A 15,077-nucleotide genomic window follows, 5' to 3' on the forward strand; every position below is an offset into this window, starting at 1 on the left:
CAGCGGGCTAGGGCTGCGTATTCTACGCTTCTCCCTGTCGGCGTCAAGCGCTTTTTTCAAAAGATTTTTAAGTGGTTAATTACTGTGCTTTCGCGTTGTAACTACCGGTTTAAAAACTCGAACCGCTTATCACCTTGACTCGACCTTGGTTGCTTACTCACTTGGTAAGTAGCGCCGTTTGCCGTGTCAGTGGGAGCGCATTATAGGGAGCCAAATCTTTTGCGCAAGGGCTTTTTTAACGAAAGATACCGATCGAACAAAAAACACGCAAAACGAGATGGGCCCAGCGAAAAGCCACACACAAAGGCAACATGCAAGTAACGACGACACCACAAACTGTCGATTGGGTGACTCGCTTGTTTGAAACCGGAAAATAAGTTTGGCACAAAAAATTCGACTCTGCCAAAAATCTGAGCAGCCCGATTGCAAGGCTGTCCTGCTGGCTTATTTACACTATATAGCAAGCCCTCTTTATCTCGGTGTCGCTTTATCTCTGTGTCGCCTTCTCTATTGTCGCCTTATATGGGTATAGGCTTAGAATATAAGCTTAAGTGTTACTGCTTCTTATCAGTATCTGAATCATCTTGCTCAGTTGGTTTGGATTCATCAGTCTCTTGAGCAATATCTATATCGGTTTCGTTCTCATCACCCACCACATGGCTCACCTTTAACTTCTTCACCGTGCGTATGGTGTAGATGGGACCTGAGAGTGCATAGAGACTAAAGACGATAAACAGGATAGTGGCCGGTTGAACCGAGACCACCACAAACAAGCCCACCAGCGCCAGGATCACCATGAAGTTAACCCGGCCGCGCCAGTCATAGTCTTTGAAGGAGTAGTAGCGGAAGTTACTCACCATCAAGAGGCCGGCACCAGCTGTCATTAACAGCGCCAGTATACTGACCTGCTGGCCTTCTATCTCATAATAGGTACCAGTCCAGATGGCGCCGGCAATAATGGCCGCAGCGGCCGGACTTGCCAAGCCTTGAAAATAACGCTTATCGGCGACACCAACTTGGGTATTAAAGCGTGCGAGCCTGAGCGCGGCGCCGGCACAATAGATAAATGCCGCCAACCAACCGACTTTGCCAAGATCGGCCAAGGCCCAGTTATAGGCGATCAACGCTGGGGCCACCCCGAAGGAGACCATATCGGCCATGCTGTCATATTCGGCGCCGAATGCACTCTGGGTATTGGTCATCCTTGCGACACGGCCATCGAGGCCATCGAAGATCATGGCGACGAAAATGGCAATGGCTGCCGCCTCGAAATGACCATTCATGGAGGCGATCACTGCATAAAAGCCGGAAAACAATCCCGCCGTAGTGAACAGGTTGGGTAAAAGGTAGATACCGCGGTTCTTCACCGTCTCTTTGTTTAAATTTTGCATATAATAAGGAGCAAGGTTATCTTGATAAAATAAAAAGATAACACAGATTTAAGCTCACTTTTTATACGGACCTCTAATTGTTGGCAGATGAGTCACTCCTGCACTCTCTCCCGGCCTAAATATGGATACTATGATGACCGGAAAATTTTATCTCAGCGCACTGTTAAGCCTATTCCTTTGCGCCCCAGCATTTGCAACGACCATCTATAAGTGGGTGGATGAAAACGGTGTCACCCACTACAGTCAGGAAAAGCCCCCCGAGGCAAAGACAGAAAAGCTCTATAGCGAAGATATCGAACAAAAGAAGGTTGGCTTCACCGCCCCTAAGGTCACCGAAAAACAAGGCGAACAAAAGAGCGAGGCCGCATTAGCCGCCGAGGCGATCAATGAGAAAGATAAGGCGCAGGCCAAGGCCATCTGCGAAAATGCCAAGCATCAATTGAGTGTGCTCGAGACACATACTCGCCTGACACGTAAGAATGAAGAAAATGGTGAAATGGTGCGTATGACAGAGGAAGACAGGCAGTCAGAGATCGCCGCGCAGAAACAGCGCATCAAGCTCTTCTGCGACAAATAGCTCTGCTAATTTAAACACCTCTTCTAATATAAACAGTCCTTCTGGCTGCTACTCCTCCAAATAGAGAAGTAGAAAAGCAGAGAAGAAATAGAGAAGCGACAACCAAAATGAATCTGGTTGTCGCTTCTTGTTTTTAGGTTTATCGTCCTACTAGGCTTAGCCGACCTAATCTAGCCGCTCGCTTTCACCGTATACATAGAACGGCTCACCCCATCCTGACAGGCCTGAGTACCGGCGTTCCAGCCTTTATCAAACTCGCTCAAACCATCCAACACCTTATCTTTCATTCCTTCTAAGGTATCGGCGCCCGGTTTTTGCTTCAGGTAACCGGCGCTGCGACAACCTGTGTTGTAGCCATAGTGATAGAGGCTGTCATAGTCGACGCTGCCGACGCCGACAAAGGCCGGGCCACTGCTTTGCTCTGGTGCTGAGCTACATGCCGTCATCAACACGGCCAGAGATGCTATAACTGCTAACCTTGCTTTCATCCAGTACTCCTTCACAGTATAAAAACTTAAATTAGGAAGAGATCTCGCCCTTTGCAAACTAGTGCAAATAATAACCAAATGCAATCTGATGCCAGCGATAAAAAAAGCCCAAACCTAAGTTTGGGCTTCTTACATAAGACTAAGGCTTATTGATGGAAGGCGAGTTCGCCACCCGCGGCATCGACCTTGATTGGCGTGCCAGGTAACAGCTCACCACTCAAGAGTTTCTGAGCCAGTGGATTTTCCACCTCTTGCTGCAGCGCGCGTTTCAGCGGCCTTGCACCATAGACGGGATCGAATCCGGCCTGAGCAATTAAGGCTAAGGCATCATCACTCACCTCAAGCTCAAAGTCTTTCTCCGCTAGTCGCGCCTTCAGATTATCTATCTGGATCTGCGCGATATGGGCGATATGGTCAGACTCAAGCGGATGGAAGACCACGCTTTCATCGATTCGATTGAGGAACTCGGGTCTGAAACTATGAGTCACCACATTCATCACCTCGCTCTTCATCTCGGCATAACTGGCGATACCGAAACGCTCCTGAATCACATCTGAGCCCAGGTTAGAGGTCATGATAACCACGGTATTTCGAAAATCGACCGTGCGTCCCTGACCATCGGTCAGACGACCATCGTCCAGCACCTGCAACAGTATGTTAAACACATCGGGATGCGCCTTTTCCACCTCATCGAGCAGGATCACCGAATAAGGCTTACGTCTCACCGCCTCGGTCAGATATCCGCCCTCTTCATAGCCCACATAACCTGGAGGTGCCCCTACCAGACGCGATACCGAATGCTTCTCCATAAACTCGGACATATCGATTCTCACCATAGCCGCTTCGGTATCAAACAGGAACTTCGCCAGCGACTTACACAGCTCAGTCTTACCCACACCGGTAGGACCGAGGAAGAGGAAGGAGCCGATAGGACGATTGGGATCCGCAAGGCCAGCGCGGCTACGGCGAATGGCGTTGGCCACCGCATCCACGGCCTCGTTCTGACCAATCACTCGGGTATGCAGCGCCTCTTCCATGTGCAGCAGCTTCTCCTTCTCCCCTTCGAGCATCTTAGATACAGGGATACCGGTCGCCTTAGACAGTACCTCGGCGATCTCGACGTCGGAAACCTTGTTACGCAGCAGCGTCATATCCTGCATCTCGGCCTGAGCGGCCAGATCCAGCTGTTTCTCCAGCTCTGGGATACGACCATATTGCAGCTCGGACATGCGCGTCAGATCGCCTGCGCGTCTGGCTACCTCTAGATCCATACGGGCCTGCTCGAGATCCGCCTTGATATGCTGAGTGCCCGCCAGCGCCGCCTTCTCGGTATGCCATACCTCATTAAGTTCGGCCGCCTTGGCCTCGACCTCGGCAAGCTCGCTACGTAAGGTGGAGAGTCGACGCAGACTCGCTTCATCACTCTCCTTGCTCAGGGCCTGCTCCTCCAGCTTCAGCTGTATGGTGCGGCGCTCTAATCTATCCAGCGGCTCTGGCTTAGAGTCTATCTGCATACGAATACTGGACGCCGCCTCATCGATAAGATCGATCGCCTTATCGGGCAGCTTCCTGTCTGAGATGTAACGATGCGACATGCTGGCCGCCGCCACGATAGCGGGATCTGTGATCTCCACATGGTGGTGCAGCTCATAACGCTCTTTCAGGCCGCGCAGGATGGCGATGGTGTCTTCGACACTCGGTTCGTCCACCAGCACCTTCTGAAAACGTCGCTCGAGGGCGGCATCTTTCTCGATATATTGACGGTACTCGTCTAGAGTTGTCGCGCCGACGCAGTGCAGATCGCCCCTGGCCAGAGCAGGCTTGAGCATGTTACCCGCATCCATAGCGCCATCGCTCTTACCGGCGCCCACCATGGTATGCAACTCGTCGATGAAGAGGATCACCTGCCCCTCTTCCTGAGCCAGCTCGTTGAGCACTGCCTTGAGGCGTTCCTCGAATTCGCCGCGATACTTGGCCCCAGCCACCAGGGCGCCCAAGTCGAGTGACAAGACGCGCTTATTCTTGATCCCCTCTGGCACCTCGCCATTGATGATGCGTTGGGCCAGCCCTTCGACGATGGCCGTCTTACCCACACCCGGCTCACCGATGAGCACAGGGTTATTCTTACTGCGGCGTTGCAGCACCTGAATCGTGCGGCGGATCTCATCATCACGGCCAATAACAGGGTCTAACTTGCCCTGCTCGGCGCGCTCGGTCAGATCCACGGTAAACTTCTTCAGCGCCTGGCGCTGATCTTCGGCGTTAGGGTCGTCGATATTCTTGCCAAGACGCACCTCTTCGATTGTCTTCTCCAGCAGCTCCTTGGTAGCGCCAGACTTCTTCAGACATTGCGCCAAGGCGTCGCTACCTTCGAGTGCCGCCAACACAAAGAGCTCGCTTGAGATATATTTGTCTTTGCGCTTTTGCGCCAGCTTGTCACACAGGTTCAGCAGGCGAATCAGTGCCTGCGAGAGCTGGACATCGCCGCCCGTGCCCTCAATTTGCGGTAATCGTTCAAGCTCCTGGCTCAGGGCGGAACGCAGAGTGCTGACCGAGATCCCGGCCTGGGTCAGCAGTGGATGAATTGAGCCACCATCTTGATTAAGCAGCGCCATCATCAGATGGATCGGCTCAATAAACTGATGGTCACGCCCCAACGCTAATGACTGAGCATCGGAGATTGCTATCTGGAATTTGTTCGTCATACGATCGAGTCGCATACAGCCTCCTAAAAATTAACGAATGAAGGAAACCTTCAGTGCTTTGTTACCAGTATAAATGGGGACTTTTTAGGAGGATTCAAGCAACAAGGAAAAAATTGCTTGAAATTTGCGCTATTTTTCCAGCCAGATAAATGAGGCCATGCGCCCAGTTTTTGCCTCGCGGCGGTAGGAGAAATAATCTGCGCTCATGCTATAGGTGCAGTGAGGCAGTTGATAGACAAAGCCGACACCGAGACGCTCGGCCCGATAACGGGCTATCCCTTGCAGATCGGCTAAAAACTTATCGTCTCTCGATGTAAAAAAGGCATCTGTTTCGGCATGCTGGGCGAGAAACTGCGCCCTGACTTCCGCCCCAACCTCGAAGGCCTTAGGGCCGATACAGGGGCCAAGATAGATAAGTAACTCTTCGGCGGACGCATCAAACTCAGCGATAACCGCCTCGACAATGCCGTTACATAAACCGCGCCAACCGGCATGCACCGCCGCCACCTGAGTCGCCGCGCGATCGCAGATAAGTACAGGCAGGCAGTCGGCTGTCATCACCACACACACATGCTCGCCACTGCGGCAGAAACTGCCATCGGCAACTCGGTTTGTATCCTGATCCAGATTCACCAGCTCAATACCATGGATCTGCTCCAGCCAGGCTGGCTTACCAGACATGCCCAAGGCCTGAGCCGCAAGCAGACGATTTTGGCGAACATGCTCGGGATCGTCGCCAACATGGTCGCCAAGGTTTAGACTATCGAAGGGAACCTGGCTCACGCCGCCCTGACGCCGGCTAAAAGCCAGCTTCACGCCAGGGGGAATGAACCAGTCTTGAGGCAGCATTAATATTCCGCCGGATGAGCCTTGGTGTCGTCGCGCAGGGCGCGGGTCAAGGCCACCATATCTTCTGGGATAGGCGCCTGCCAGCTCATGATCTCGCAGGTGAAGGGGTGTGCCAGCTCGAGGCGCACCGCGTGTAGCGCCTGACGCTTAAAGCCGTTCAGTGCCTCCATCAGTTCAGGTGTCGCCTTCTTCGGTGGACGAGGACGACCGCCATAGACGGGATCCCCCACCAAGATGTGACCTATGTGCGCCATGTGCACCCTGATCTGGTGGGTACGACCGGTTTCCAGACGCAGACGCAGACGGGTATGGGCGCGGAACTTCTCTGCCACACGGTAGTGGGTCACAGAGGGGCGACCACTATGATGCACAGCCATATGGGTGCGCTTAGTCGGGTGACGGGCAATTGGCTCATCCACCACGCCGCCGGCCGTCATAGTGCCACTCACGATCGCCTCATACTCACGGGTGATCTCGCGGGCCTGCAGGGCTGCAACCAGATGGGTCTGCGCCTCGACCGTCTTGGCCACCACCATCAAGCCCGTGGTATCCTTATCGAGACGATGCACGATACCCGCCCTGGGGACGAGCTCGATCTCAGGACAATGGTGCAGCAGTGCATTCATCAGAGTGCCGTCGCTATTGCCCGCTCCCGGATGTACCACCAGACCCGCCTGTTTGTTGATCACGATAATATGGTCATCTTCGTAGACGATATCCAGATCGATCGCCTGGGCCTCGGCCTTGATCTCCTCTTTGAGAGTCGCTTCGATCTCAATTTCCTGGCCTTCGAGCACCTTTTCTCTCGGCTTAGTCTGCACCATACCATCGACGTAGACGGCACCAGCCTGTATCCACTCTTTAATACGTGTACGGGAGTAATCAGGGAACAACTCGGCCAGAGTTTGGTCTAATCTCTGCCCGGTTTGTGTTGCTGTGATCTCGCTTTTTAGATTAATCTCTTGTGTCATAGGAACCGTACCCGCGTTTTGGGGTCCAAATTAAAGTGCTATCTGTTACAATCGTATTGTTTCTATTTTATCGTGAAATGGAAAAATTCTTAAACAACAACTTACAAAGAATCGAATTCAAGTATGCATAATTTTGCTAAAGGCGCAGCTATCGCCTTGTTGTCATTGGCCTTAGCGGCGTGTAGTAGTAAACCCGAAGATGATATTGAGCTGAGTAAATCTTCCCCCGAAGTCCTCTATTCTCAAGCCAGAACCTCGATGGAGTTGGGCAACTATAGTAAAGCAGTGCGCTCTTTGGAAGCACTAGACTCTCGCTATCCCTTCGGTCCACACAAGACTCAGGTACAATTAGACCTGATCTACGCATACTACAAACTGGATGATTCAGCGTCGGGTATTGCCAATATCGATCGCTTCATTCGCCTTAACCCCACACATAAAGATATCGATTATGTCTACTATATGCGTGGTCTGGTGAACATGCAGTCGGACAACTATATGTTCCACGACATGCTCAACATCGACAGAACCGACCGAGATCCCAAGGCCGCCCAGGACGCCTTCAAAGACTTCGATCGTTTGATCAAGCAGTATCCTAACAGCAAATATGCCGCCGATGCGCAAAAACGCATGCAGTTCTTGAAAAACCGTCTGGCCAAGTACGCCGTCACGGTTGCGGAATACTACATCAAGATGAATGCCTGGAGCGCAGCCGCCGTGCGTGCCCAGACAGTGCTGGAAACCTATCCTGGTACACCTTCGACCGAGCGCGCCCTAGAGATCATGGCAACCGCCTACGAGGAACTCGGCCAACAGAAGCTAAAAGATCACGTACTCATGGTGATGCAGAGCAACTTCCCTAACAACGATATGCTCAAGTAAGCCTGGCAATCCAAGGCATTAATTGATTTAAGAGACCCCGCAACTGCGGGGCTTTTTTTGATCTGTTTGTCTCGGGAGCCTTTTACCTGAAATCTTAGTCCCTCGCATGCTCACTCGTCATCCAGCCTCTTTCCCACCACATGGCCCAACTATCGGCATAAATTGCCAGTGCACCTTAGCCGTCGCTAACACCTTGCCCGTTATTAACGAAATAACCATACATTCTGCCTAAAAGAATGTCAGATTTTGTCGAGATGCGCGACCAAGAACCTCCCCACAGCCCACATCCTTTCACGCTCCTCCCAGAGGCCCGACAGCGACATTTGATCTAAAAATCGACGTTTCGGGCAAAAGTTATCCAAACAAGCGAGATAAACAAAGTTTTTGCAAAAATGTGTTGACTCAAATGCGCAAAAGCCTTTTAATGCACCCCGTCGCCCGAATAGCTCAGTCGGTAGAGCAGAGGATTGAAAATCCTCGTGTCCCTGGTTCGATTCCGGGTTCGGGCACCATATTCTAAGGGTGCCTAGCGCACCACACAAAAAAGCCTCGCACTGCGAGGCTTTTTTGTTTCTATTCATCTTACCCATTTCAATCTTTTGCTATACCTATAGATACGTCATAAGTTTTAGCTTTCTGCTATTTACCTCTTCATTTGGGTATCTATATGAACAATATTCAAATCAAGCACAAGATGGCTTTCGGCATCTTACTGCCCCTCTCGCTCCTCATCTGTATCTGCATCTTAGCAATCAACATGATGAATAATATCGAGAAAGGTGTCGTCACCATCTATAACGACAGAGTCGTTCCGCTAGAAGATCTCAAGGTGATCGCCGACGACTACGCGGTATTTGTTATCGACGCCATCAACAAGGCCAATGCTGGTGAATTCAGCGCCGAACAGGCCAAACAAGCCCTGCAGGAAGCAAGCAACAACATAGACAGCAAATGGCGCCAATACGTGGCCACCGAACTCACCAGGGATGAGAAACGTCTGGTCGATGAGGCCGAACGCCTGTTTGTTCCGGCCAACCAACGTATCACCCATCTGGAACAGCTGCTCGGTAGTAAGTCAGGTAATATTTCCGGTCAGTTGCGGGAGGAGATAATCCCACTCTACCGAGTGATCGATCCCATCAGCGGCACCATTGCCGAGCTCATCAGCCTGCAGCTCAAGGTCGCCGGCGAGGAGAAAGACAGGGTCGCCGAGATCTACGAGTCCTCTATCTCCCTCTTTATACTCATCACCCTAGTGGCCGCCATTGCCAGTATAGTGCTCGGCATCTGGATTAACCGCAGCGTAATGAAACCCATCAACCACATACGCACTCAGCTACATACCATACAGCAGGACTCGGACCTCACTGTCACCTTCGAGCAACTAAATAAAGACGAGCTGGGGCTGATCTCCACCGGGCTCAACGATGTCTTTCGCCACCTACGGGGCATCCTCAAGGGGGTAGCCGAGGCAGCCAACAGCGTCAGTGACTCGGCATTAGCCCTCAACGAGTTCACCCAGATTTCCAATGCCCGCATTCAACAGCAGCAGGCGGAGACAGAGCAGACCGCCACAGCCATGAATGAGATGACGGCAACGGTTAACGAGGTGGCGCAAAGCACCACGGCCGCCGCCGACTCAGCCAGAAATGCCGACAGATTCGCCGCCAACGGCAATGATATCGTCCAGCTGTCGATTAGCAGCATGCAGGCATTGTCGATGCAGATCCAGAGTACCTCAGAGGTGATCACCCACCTGTCACACGAGAGCCAACATATCGGCAGCGTACTAAGCGTCATCAAGGGGATTGCCGAGCAGACCAACCTGCTGGCGCTCAACGCCGCCATCGAGGCCGCCAGGGCCGGTGAGCAGGGGCGTGGCTTTGCCGTGGTCGCCGACGAGGTTCGCTCCCTCGCCCAGCGCACCCAGGAGGCGACCCAGGAGATCGAGACCATGATAGAGACGCTACAGAGCGGAGTGAACGAGGCGGTCACCGCCATGGATGTGGGCATTAAACAGGTGGATGATGCTAATCAACAGACCAACAAGGCGGGGGAAGCGTTGCAGGAGATAGTCGCCTCGGTCGACAACATCACAGAGATGAACACCCATATCGCCACGGCGGCAGAGGAGCAGAGCAGTGTCGCCGAGAGCATTAACCGCAGCATCATCGCCATTAGCGATATCGCCAGCCAATCCACCGAATCCGCCTTGGAGCTGGGTCACTCCATCGCCCAGCTCACTTCCCTGGCCGACTCGATGCGGCAACAGGTCACCACCTTCAGGCTCTGACTCAGCCGACCACGAAGAGCGGGCTCACCTTGCGATGCAGTATCTGCAGGTTATTTCGCCCGCTCTCCTTTGCCTTATAAAGCTGCTCGTCGGCCAACTTGACCATCTGCTGCCAGTCGTCATCGGCAAATTCAGGATGATAACCGTCGTAGAGCACGGCCCCCATGCTGACGGTGATGATCTCATAGGGCGAGGCTTGATGATAGATGTTGAGATCCCGCACCCTTTGCAGCATGCGCCTGGCCAGCAACTCCATCTGCGCCAGGTTATCGCCATGGATCACCACACAAAACTCTTCACCGCCATAGCGGGTAACTAGCTCGCCCCGGCGACGACACTCAAGCATCAGAGCCTGGGCTACCTTGATCAAGGCCTGGTCACCACTCTGATGCCCAACCGTATCGTTATAGGGCTTAAAGAAATCGATATCCAGCATGATGAAGCCAATCGCGCCCTTGCCCTCGCGCCACTGCTTATGGGCGCGCTCGGCGAACACCTCCAGGCTGCGGCGATTGGCGATGCCTGTGAGGGGGTCGTTAAAAGAGAGAGATTCCAGATAGTTTTGATGCCGCTGTAGCTTCTCCACCACCAGATTGAAAGACTCGGTCAGCTTGGCCACCTCGGTGATCGCCCAACCCGTAGGCATGGTGAGTAATACGCCTCTGTGGGCCATCTTATCCAGCACGGCGTTGGCAATCCGCAGCGGCCGGACCACCAGCGCCGAGAAGGGAACGATGGCGATGTAGGACATCACCAGGACGCTTAAAAACATCAGGATCGACTCTACGGTAAAGATAGAGGGGATAAGGTTACGGTCGTGGATCACAGTGATTTTGAGCGAAGGCACGTTGAGCGCATCATGCAGGTACCAAGAATGCTCCGCAGAGATCTCATCCACCTTAGGTGTCTCTCTAAAACCCAGCGAGGTCTCACCGGAAAGCTCAGGCTTAGCCAACACCTCGAGATCGAACTTGATCAGGCTAAACTGCTCTATCTCCTCGTGAATCGCCTGACTTACGTTACGTACGGTCAACAAGCTGCCCGCCACCTCTCCCTCGCCGTTACTGGGCAAAACGGTGACGTTGCTGAAATAGACCGCCCTAGATCCCATGCGCAGCAGGCCGCTGCGCACCGAAGGCTTCCCCGCCTCCATCTCCGCCTTTGAGGGGAGGACCTTGCCCGCCACAGCAACCTTGCCTAAGGGCAGCTGCTGGGAGCTAAAATCGGCGCCACTTCGATAATGCCACACCAGCTGATTTTGGCGGTTAAACACATAGAAACCATCGATATTGGCCGCCTCGAAGGCATTATCGTAAAGGTTTTTGGCCACAAACTCAGGCGATACATTATCGACAAAGCTCACCATATCATCCCAGATGGCGTAGTCGTAGCAGAGGGTGTCCAGGTTTTTTTGGGCGTAGGCGATCCCCTTTTGGACCGCCTGCAGATCTCTGTCTTGCCTTGAGATCACTTGCTCTTCAATTCTTGGCAGGTAGATGAGGTAATAGATGCCGCTTGCGGTCAGAAACGACAGCAGCAAGAGCCCTAGGGCTAAAATATTTAGGAAGTGATTTAATCGCATCGACCACTCTCTTTTGTCCTGCACTCTAGACTAGCTTAGTCGACCCGGCGACAGAATTTGAGTATAAACCCAGCATTTCACAAATAAATTTCAAAAAAAAAGGGGCCTAAGCCCCCTTTCTAAATCAACCGCCTAAATCTTAAACAGACTCACCGCCTGATAGAGCACCTGGGTGCGCGCCTTCACATCGTCAGAGGCCTTGGCATTTTCATCCGCCGCCTGGGCCGACTCGGCGGCTATGTCTCGGATCACCACCACATTCTTGTTCACCTCTGAGGCTACCATGCTCTGCTCCTCGATGGCCGCAGCGATTTGCGTACTCATGTCCATGATGTTGGTGACATCTGCGTTGATCTGCTCCAGCAGGGCGCCGGCACTCGCCGCCTGATCGGCACTCTCAATGCCTTGCCTTTGGGTCGCTTCCATCAGCTGCACGATAGAGCGGGTACGAGACTGCAGCGTCTGAATGATACCGGCGATCTCCTCAGTCGACTCCTGGGTACGCATCGCCAGACTTCTCACTTCGTCGGCCACCACGGCAAAGCCTCTGCCCTGCTCACCGGCCCTGGCGGCCTCGATGGCAGCATTTAGTGCCAGTAGGTTGGTCTGCTCTGCGATGCCACGAATCACGTCCAGCACGCTGCCTATTGTCTCACTGTCTTTCTCAAGCTCGGAGACCACCTGGGCCGAATCGGTCAGCTGAGCCGCCAACGCCTGGATCTTCTCTATGGTGTGCTCAACCCCAACCTGGCCTTGCTGAGCATTGTCATGGGTATTACCGGCCCGCTCCGCCGCCAGCTCGGTATTGCTGGCGATCTCATCTATGGTCGCCCCCATCTCGGTGATCGCAGTTGCCACCATGTCGGTCTCGTTAAGCTGGCGTCCTACCCCTTCCGAGGCGCGCATCGAGTTCTCCGACAGCTCCTGACAGGAGTGATTCACCACCTCGACCGAGGTCAGCACCTCTCGGATCAGCGACTGAAACGACTCCACCATGCTATTAAAATGACGGGCTATCTGGCCGATTTCATCATCCACCTTAGTGTCACACCTCAGGGTCAGATCTTTGGTCGCCTCGATACGGGAGATCGCATCGCTGATCCGCTGTACCGGCTCCATGATGCTGCGTATGATCGCCAGAGTGAAACCGATTAAAACCAGAGTAATTAGGATAAAAACAACAATACTGATGGTAACAGTTGCACTCTCAGCATCACTAATCGCGTCCATGGATTGTGCCTTCAGTTGCACCAAGGACTTCTCCGCCGAGGAAATACTGTCTCGCAGGCTCGCCATGCTGCCACTGTCTTTATCCAGTCCCAGCTCCTGCTCTTTGCTGACCAGAGCCTTGAAGTTCTTCTCATAATCGTCGATCAGGGCATTAAGCTCACCCTTGATCGAATCGCTGAGCATGGCGCCAGAAACTTGCTGTCTCAGCAGCGCCAAGTTGCCATTAAACTTATCCAGATAACTCATGGCGCGCCTGAGCATAAAATCCTTCTCGTTGCGGCGCAGTTGCAACATGGTCACCATCAGCTCGGGCTCGTTCTTCTCCTTCACCAGGGTCTCTACGTTATGTACCGCACTACGCAGCGCACCATAGAGGCCATCCTTGGGATGCAAACCAATCTGCTTCTGCAGCTCGGCAATCTCGGCAAAGGTAGATTCGTAACGGGTCAGGTTCTGCCTAAAGGCCTGCAGATCACTCTGTGCAATGTCGTTACGCTCGAAGATAGTCGCCAAGCCGGCCATCTTCTCGTCTAATTCTCTCGCCTGCGCCTTGTGTTTATCCAGATAAGCCAAGTCCAAACGGGCAAAGAAGTCTTTTTCATCTCGACGTAAACTCAAAACATCCTTTTCAAGTTCGATAACTTGTTGTGCAGCATGGGACAAATCATCCAGCTTTGCCGCCGAAAAGCGCTGCAAGCCAAACATCGCTATCACAGAACAGATAGACACTGCTGCGCTAACGAGTAATTTGTGACGAATGAGCATAGGGGGAGATCCTTTTTGTTGAAGTGATTGCTTTACTTGTCTTCAACGACAATTAACACCTTGGAATGCCAAATTTGATTCCAATATTGAGTATAGTAACTATCGACTTACATACATTCATCTTTAATGAATTATTAATAATTCAGCCGCTTGCCGAGCTCGATTGACTAAAAAAAATCCACCATCAACTTTAAGTATACGGCCCAGCTTTCAATTCAACCATCAATTGCATACAATATCCCAAAATAAACAGGAGGTAATATGCAAGTTATCGATGCCGACACGGTGAACCAGGCACTGGACTTCCCCAGCCTAATCGCCGCCTTAAGAAACACCTTTGCCCTGCCCGCGGGTATGCCTCAGCGCCAGGTCTTTCCGTTAGACGACAGCAGCCACAGCGATGCCTTTGCCCTATTGCCGGCCTGGAACCAGAAGACCATAGCGGTGAAGGCCTTTACCTATTTTCCCGGCAACCCCAAGAAGTCTCCCGAGCTGGAGAGCCTCTACTCCAAGATTTTGATCTTTAACCGCGAAACCGGTGAGCCCCAGGCCCTGGTCGACGGCACCAGCGTCACCTACTGGCGCACAGCCGCAATCTCGGCGCTGGCGAGCCAGTATCTGTCACGGTCTGGTGCCAAGCATCTGCTACTGTTCGGTACAGGCAGGCTGGCGACCTTCATGGCACTGGCGCACGCCAGCGTGAGACAGCTGGACACCATAACCGTATGGGGCCGCTCGCCGGATAAGGTTGATAAGACCATCAGCGCTATCCAGGCCGCCGCGCCGCAGATAGAGGTGAAGGCCTGTGAGGATCTGCCAAAGGCCGTCGCTACGGCCGACATCATCAGCTGCGCCACCGGGGCACCAGCGCCACTCTTCGATTCCACCTGGGTAGTTCCCGGCACCCATGTGGACTTGGTGGGCAACCACAGTCATGACAGACGCGAATGCGACAGCGAGCTGGTCGTCAAGGCCGAGGTTTATGTGGATGCCAAGGTCAATGTCTTCGCCGAAGCAGGCGAGCTGCTGATCCCTGTGTCGGAAGGCGTGTTTGAGCTGTCCCAGGTCAAGGGCGAACTCGCGGATCTTTGTCGCGGTGACATAGCTGGTCGCCAAGACGAGCAAGGCATTACCCTATTTAAATCGGTCGGCACCGCGCTTGCGGATCTGGTGGGTGCCCAGCTGGTATACGAAAAACAGGCCTAGTGCTTATAAGCTCACATCATAGGGCAGCTAAGCTAGTACAGCTCATCTAGTACAGCTAAGCCGCCCTGTTTTCTTTACCTTCTACGACATTCGCTCCTTCAATGACGGGTTCTTCAATGTCGGCTTCTTTCATCGCTT

Annotated in this window: 11 protein-coding genes and 1 tRNA gene; 5 read left to right on the top strand and 7 right to left on the bottom strand. The window is 52.9% G+C overall.

From position 1 onward, the window contains the following. Window positions 1-554 precede the first annotated feature (554 nt). Window positions 555-1,391: a CDP-diacylglycerol--serine O-phosphatidyltransferase gene (gene pssA, locus AYI87_RS10130; protein ID WP_144201769.1), complete on the bottom strand. Its 837-nt coding sequence runs from the start codon at window positions 1,389-1,391 to the stop codon at window positions 555-557. A 133-nt stretch (window positions 1,392-1,524) separates the two neighbouring features. Here pssA and AYI87_RS10135 point away from each other — a divergent pair, with 133 nt between their 5' ends. Further along, the gene (locus AYI87_RS10135; RefSeq protein ID WP_260865115.1) at window positions 1,525-1,968 is read left to right on the top strand and encodes a DUF4124 domain-containing protein; all 444 of its coding nucleotides are present in this window, start codon (window positions 1,525-1,527) and stop codon (window positions 1,966-1,968) included. Window positions 1,969-2,138: 170 nt separating this feature from the next. On the opposite strand, the gene AYI87_RS10140 is transcribed toward AYI87_RS10135, so the two are convergent. The 4 genes from AYI87_RS10140 to rluD form a co-directional block, all read right to left on the bottom strand. Next, the gene (locus AYI87_RS10140) at window positions 2,139-2,456 is read right to left on the bottom strand and encodes a hypothetical protein (protein ID WP_144201773.1); all 318 of its coding nucleotides are present in this window, start codon (window positions 2,454-2,456) and stop codon (window positions 2,139-2,141) included. A 146-nt stretch (window positions 2,457-2,602) separates the two neighbouring features. Further along, entirely contained in the window at window positions 2,603-5,176 is a 2,574-nt protein-coding gene (gene clpB / locus AYI87_RS10145; RefSeq protein ID WP_144201775.1) for an ATP-dependent chaperone ClpB, read from the bottom strand. Between the two features lie 114 nt (window positions 5,177-5,290). Beyond that, window positions 5,291-6,010 (bottom strand): peptidoglycan editing factor PgeF, encoded by a 720-nt coding sequence (gene pgeF / locus AYI87_RS10150; RefSeq protein ID WP_144201777.1) that lies wholly within the window; start codon window positions 6,008-6,010, stop codon window positions 5,291-5,293. Beyond that, window positions 6,010-6,981, bottom strand: a complete 972-nt coding sequence (gene rluD / locus AYI87_RS10155; protein ID WP_144201779.1) for a 23S rRNA pseudouridine(1911/1915/1917) synthase RluD — start codon at window positions 6,979-6,981, stop codon at window positions 6,010-6,012. Before rluD ends, pgeF begins: the two co-directional genes overlap by 1 nt. Window positions 6,982-7,104: 123 nt before the next feature. Here rluD and AYI87_RS10160 point away from each other — a divergent pair, with 123 nt between their 5' ends. The 3 genes from AYI87_RS10160 (at window position 7,105) to AYI87_RS10170 (ending at window position 10,156) form a co-directional block, all read left to right on the top strand. Beyond that, window positions 7,105-7,863: an outer membrane protein assembly factor BamD gene (locus AYI87_RS10160; RefSeq protein WP_144201781.1), complete on the top strand. Its 759-nt coding sequence runs from the start codon at window positions 7,105-7,107 to the stop codon at window positions 7,861-7,863. 436 nt (window positions 7,864-8,299) lie between these two features. After that, window positions 8,300-8,375, top strand: a tRNA-Phe gene (locus AYI87_RS10165). 155 nt (window positions 8,376-8,530) lie between these two features. Continuing rightward, window positions 8,531-10,156: a methyl-accepting chemotaxis protein gene (locus AYI87_RS10170; RefSeq protein ID WP_144201783.1), complete on the top strand. Its 1,626-nt coding sequence runs from the start codon at window positions 8,531-8,533 to the stop codon at window positions 10,154-10,156. Between the two features lies 1 nt (window position 10,157). Here AYI87_RS10170 and AYI87_RS10175 read toward each other — a convergent pair whose 3' ends face one another. Further along, window positions 10,158-11,738, bottom strand: coding sequence for a diguanylate cyclase (locus AYI87_RS10175; protein WP_144201785.1), 1,581 nt, complete (start codon window positions 11,736-11,738; stop codon window positions 10,158-10,160). Between the two features lie 132 nt (window positions 11,739-11,870). After that, entirely contained in the window at window positions 11,871-13,733 is a 1,863-nt protein-coding gene (locus AYI87_RS10180) for a methyl-accepting chemotaxis protein (RefSeq protein WP_144201787.1), read from the bottom strand. Window positions 13,734-13,994: 261 nt separating this feature from the next. Between AYI87_RS10180 and AYI87_RS10185 the strand changes: the two genes are divergently transcribed. Beyond that, window positions 13,995-14,939 (top strand): ornithine cyclodeaminase family protein, encoded by a 945-nt coding sequence (locus AYI87_RS10185; protein ID WP_144201789.1) that lies wholly within the window; start codon window positions 13,995-13,997, stop codon window positions 14,937-14,939. Window positions 14,940-15,077 lie beyond the last annotated feature (138 nt).

Origin of the sequence: Shewanella sp. KCT (assembly GCF_007636505.1) — a bacterium.
GTDB lineage: Bacteria > Pseudomonadota > Gammaproteobacteria > Enterobacterales > Shewanellaceae > Shewanella > Shewanella halotolerans.

Excerpts from the sequence above, each read along its gene's own strand:
- AYI87_RS10180 (WP_144201787.1), bottom strand. The coding sequence starts at position 13,733 with ATGCTCATTCGTCACAAATTACTCGTTAGCGCAGCAGTGTCTATCTGT.
- AYI87_RS10160 (WP_144201781.1), top strand. The coding sequence starts at position 7,105 with ATGCATAATTTTGCTAAAGGCGCAGCTATCGCCTTGTTGTCATTGGCC.
- rluD (WP_144201779.1), bottom strand. The coding sequence starts at position 6,981 with ATGACACAAGAGATTAATCTAAAAAGCGAGATCACAGCAACACAAACC.
- AYI87_RS10175 (WP_144201785.1), bottom strand. The coding sequence starts at position 11,738 with ATGCGATTAAATCACTTCCTAAATATTTTAGCCCTAGGGCTCTTGCTG.
- AYI87_RS10135 (WP_260865115.1), top strand. The coding sequence starts at position 1,525 with ATGACCGGAAAATTTTATCTCAGCGCACTGTTAAGCCTATTCCTTTGC.
- clpB (WP_144201775.1), bottom strand. The coding sequence starts at position 5,176 with ATGCGACTCGATCGTATGACGAACAAATTCCAGATAGCAATCTCCGAT.
- pgeF (WP_144201777.1), bottom strand. The coding sequence starts at position 6,010 with ATGCTGCCTCAAGACTGGTTCATTCCCCCTGGCGTGAAGCTGGCTTTT.
- AYI87_RS10140 (WP_144201773.1), bottom strand. The coding sequence starts at position 2,456 with ATGAAAGCAAGGTTAGCAGTTATAGCATCTCTGGCCGTGTTGATGACG.
- AYI87_RS10185 (WP_144201789.1), top strand. The coding sequence starts at position 13,995 with ATGCAAGTTATCGATGCCGACACGGTGAACCAGGCACTGGACTTCCCC.
- AYI87_RS10170 (WP_144201783.1), top strand. The coding sequence starts at position 8,531 with ATGAACAATATTCAAATCAAGCACAAGATGGCTTTCGGCATCTTACTG.
- pssA (WP_144201769.1), bottom strand. The coding sequence starts at position 1,391 with ATGCAAAATTTAAACAAAGAGACGGTGAAGAACCGCGGTATCTACCTT.